At 65.1% G+C, this 3,201-nt stretch carries 4 protein-coding genes; 1 reads left to right on the forward strand and 3 read right to left on the reverse strand.

The features are described 5' to 3' along the window. Positions 1-85: 85 nt before the first annotated feature. Positions 86-589 (reverse strand): FKBP-type peptidyl-prolyl cis-trans isomerase, encoded by a 504-nt coding sequence (locus tag VGD20_RS14460; RefSeq protein ID WP_331135115.1) that lies wholly within the window; start codon positions 587-589, stop codon positions 86-88. A gap of 252 nt (positions 590-841) precedes the next feature. Between VGD20_RS14460 and VGD20_RS14465 the strand changes: the two genes are divergently transcribed. Next, on the forward strand, positions 842-1,015 hold the full coding sequence (locus tag VGD20_RS14465) for a DUF1328 domain-containing protein (RefSeq protein WP_331135116.1): 174 nt from the start codon (positions 842-844) through the stop codon (positions 1,013-1,015). Positions 1,016-1,157: 142 nt separating this feature from the next. On the opposite strand, the gene VGD20_RS14470 is transcribed toward VGD20_RS14465, so the two are convergent. Together VGD20_RS14470 and VGD20_RS14475 are read right to left on the reverse strand one after the other, a co-directional pair. Then, positions 1,158-2,975 carry a DUF885 domain-containing protein gene (locus tag VGD20_RS14470; protein ID WP_331135117.1) on the reverse strand — a complete coding sequence of 606 codons (1,818 nt, stop codon included), beginning with the start codon at positions 2,973-2,975 and terminating at the stop codon, positions 1,158-1,160. Positions 2,976-2,998: 23 nt separating this feature from the next. Further along, positions 2,999-3,201: hypothetical protein (locus VGD20_RS14475; protein WP_331135118.1), on the reverse strand; the 203-nt coding region annotated here is incomplete at its 5' end.

Below are 3,201 nucleotides of genomic sequence, written 5' to 3' on the forward strand. Positions count from 1 at the left end.
TAAATCGAATCGCGGATTATTTTTCTATTTCAAATCATAAGCTTAGAGTTAAGATTCCCGCTACCGTCCAACTTTTCCTCTATCTTTAGCCTGCCGGCTCGACGCTCAGCAGTTCGACCGTGAACAGCAGGGTCGCGCCGCCGGGGATCGGGCCCTTGCCCTCGGGGCCGTAGGCGAGCTGCCAGGGAATCGCGAGTTCGACCTTGTCGCCGACGCCCATCAGCGCGACGCCTTCCTGCCAGCCTTCGATCACGCGATTGAGCGGAAAGGTCGTCGGTTCGCCGCGCGCGACCGAGCTGTCGAACTCGCGGCCATCGGCGAAGGTGCCGACATAATGGACGGTGACGTTATCGGCCGGGCCGGGATGCTTGCCGCTGCCGTCGCCCGCGATCCGGCGCCAGCGCAGTCCGCTCGGTGTGGTGCGCCAGCCGTTGGCTCCGTTCCGCTCGGCGAGGGCGGTCATCTGCTTGTTGAGATAGGCGGTGCCCTGCAGCGGTGCGGCATCGCCGGGTTGGGCGGTGGCGGACGCCGGGATGCAAAAGACCAATGCGGCTGCTGCGGCCACGCGGTTGAGCGATGAAATGCGCATGAAAACTCCCTCGAACGATATGCGCATAAACGCATCATGGGGCGAATGCGCAAGGGGCGATCGATCAGGAACGGTTCGATATGGGCGCGGGCGCGGCAGGAACTTTCGTGGCGGTCGGTCGTTTCCGATTTGCACTCGATAATCAGAGATCTGCGCACGGCCATCGGTCGTCCCCCTTTCGAAAAGCGCGCGAAATGCGGCTTTCGAAACCGGTGCCGCGCGTCCGGGTCCTGGCCATGGAAGGAGTATCAGATGTTCAAATGGGCTTTGATTTTTGCCGTCATCGCATTGCTCGCCGCCGTCCTCGGCTTTGGCGGCATCGCAGGCGCGGCGGGCGGCATCGCCAAGATCCTGTTCTTCGTCGGACTTGCGCTCGTTGCGCTGTTCGTGATCCTCGGCGCCTTCGCCGCGAAGAAGGTCACGTAAAAAATCCGGACGTGGCGGGAACCATCTCGGCCCCGCCGCGTTTCACTGATCTATCCGATCGAAAGAGACGGTAGAATATGGTCCTGTCTTCGGATGGACCTAGGGAGCCCCGCCGTAGAGATACGACGGGGCTTACCTGTTTTCAGCCCGGGAAGGCGGCGCGAACCTGGCGTTCGAGCACCGCCAGCGGAACCCGCCCGGCGCCTAGAACCACATCGTGAAAGCGCTTGATGTCGTAGCCCGGCCGCTTCGCCACCTCGTCGCGCACGCGGCTGATCGCGATCTGCCCGACCTTGTACGAACAGGCCTGCCCCGGATAGACGATATAGCGGTAGATTTCGGTGCGCGACGCGGTGGGCGAGGTCGAGGAGTTTTCGACCATATAGTCGATCGCCTGCTCGCGGCTCCACCCCATCGCATGCAGGCCGGTGTCGACGACGAGGCGCGACGCGCGAAAGGCGTAGGAGGCGAGATAGCCGATCTTGCCGAGCGGATCGTCTTCGTACATTCCAAGTTCGTCGGCCACCTGTTCGGCGTAAAGGCCCCAGCCTTCGCCATAGGCGGTCACCGACGCCGCCTGCCGATAGAGCGGCAGCTCGGCATCTTCGAGTTTCAGCGCCCCCTCGAACAAATGTCCCGGCGCGCCTTCGTGATAGGCCAGCGTGGGGAGCGTATAGCGCGGCCATTCGGCGGTATCGCGCAAGTTGATGAAGAAGATGCCGGGACGCGATCCGTCGGGCGTTCCTGCCTGCGCCGAACCGCCCGGCGCGCCGATCTCGATCTCGGGCGGCACGCGGCGGATTTCATAAGGCGCTTTCGGCAGGCGGCTGAACACCTGCGGCAGCTTGCCGCGGACGGTGACGAGCAGGCCGTTGAGATAGGCTAGCATCTCGGCGCGCCCGGCGTCGTCGTTCGCGAACAGCTGCCCCTCGGCCTTGCTCAGCGCGTTCAGCCGGTCACGGAGGCTGCCGTTCGTATAGCCCTGCGCTTTCAGCAGCACGTCCATTCGCGAGGCGAGATCGGCGACCTGTTCGCGCCCGATACGATGGATTTCGGCGGCGCCAAGGTTCGTCGTCGTGTGCTGGGCGAGCGTCGCGGCATAATAGGCCTCGCCATCGGGCAGCCGCGCGACACCTGCATCGGTGCCGGCGCGTGGCAGGAGTGCGGTCAGTGCGTCGATCTGGCGGGTGAGGGCGGCGCGGATCGGGCCTTCGAAAACCGCCGCCGCACGGTCGCCATAGCCGGCGAGGCCGATCGCGGTGCTGCGCCTGGCGATCGACGCGACGAGCGTCTTGCCCGCGACATCGCCGTCGCGCAGGCGCGCGAGTTGTTGGAGCGCCTGGTCGAGGATGAAGCGCGGCGCGACGACGCCCATCGCGGCATTTGTCTTCACGATTTCGGTGTCGGCGTCGAACAGCGCGGGGATCGCCTGGAGCCGGAGCATATAGGCGTCGGCGTCAGCCTTATTTTTGACCGGGTGTTGGCTGTCGAGAAAGGTGCTGACCCCGGTGTAAAATCCGCCGAGCTGCGTTACCGCATAGGGGCCGGGGCGATGCCCGAACCCGCCGGTATGATAAGTAAAGCGTGCAAGCCTCTGGCGCGTCGCGAGGTCGAATTCGGCGCTGTCATGCGCGATACGCGCGCTGGCCCCGAGCGTGTCGGGCTTGATCGACCGCACCGCGGCGAGGTCGCTGTCGATCTGGCGCGCGCGGGCGGCACGCGCGGCGGGCGACCAATCGGGAAATTGCGCGCGCAGCGCCGCGCGCGCGCCGGTGTCGATGCCGAGCGACGTCGCGCGCGTCGGATCGTCGTGCAGTCCCTGCTCGAACTGCGCGGCGAGCAGCGTGTCGACGCGCGCATCGGCCGTTTCGGCGGCTGCGACCGGTCGCGCGACGCTTGCGACGGCGAGGCCGCCGAGTCCTGCCAATATGGTCCGTCGATCGGGCGCGGTGTCGGTCATGCGATTCTCTCTCCTTGGGGATTTTATCCAAGCCTAAGGCCGGCAACAGAACGCCGCAACATGATGAGGGCCGGCCGCGCGATTCCGGGTGGCGTCCGGCCGCCATGCGGCCCATCCCGGTTGATCCGTCCGACTAACGCGACGAAATGCCGGATCGATCGGCGCTGCGCTTCGTTGGTCGGGTTCGATGTGGACCAATCGAGCAAATGGAGAATGAAATGCGCAT

It is taken from the genome of Sphingopyxis sp. (assembly GCF_036402335.1).
Taxonomy (GTDB): Bacteria; Pseudomonadota; Alphaproteobacteria; order Sphingomonadales; family Sphingomonadaceae; genus Sphingopyxis.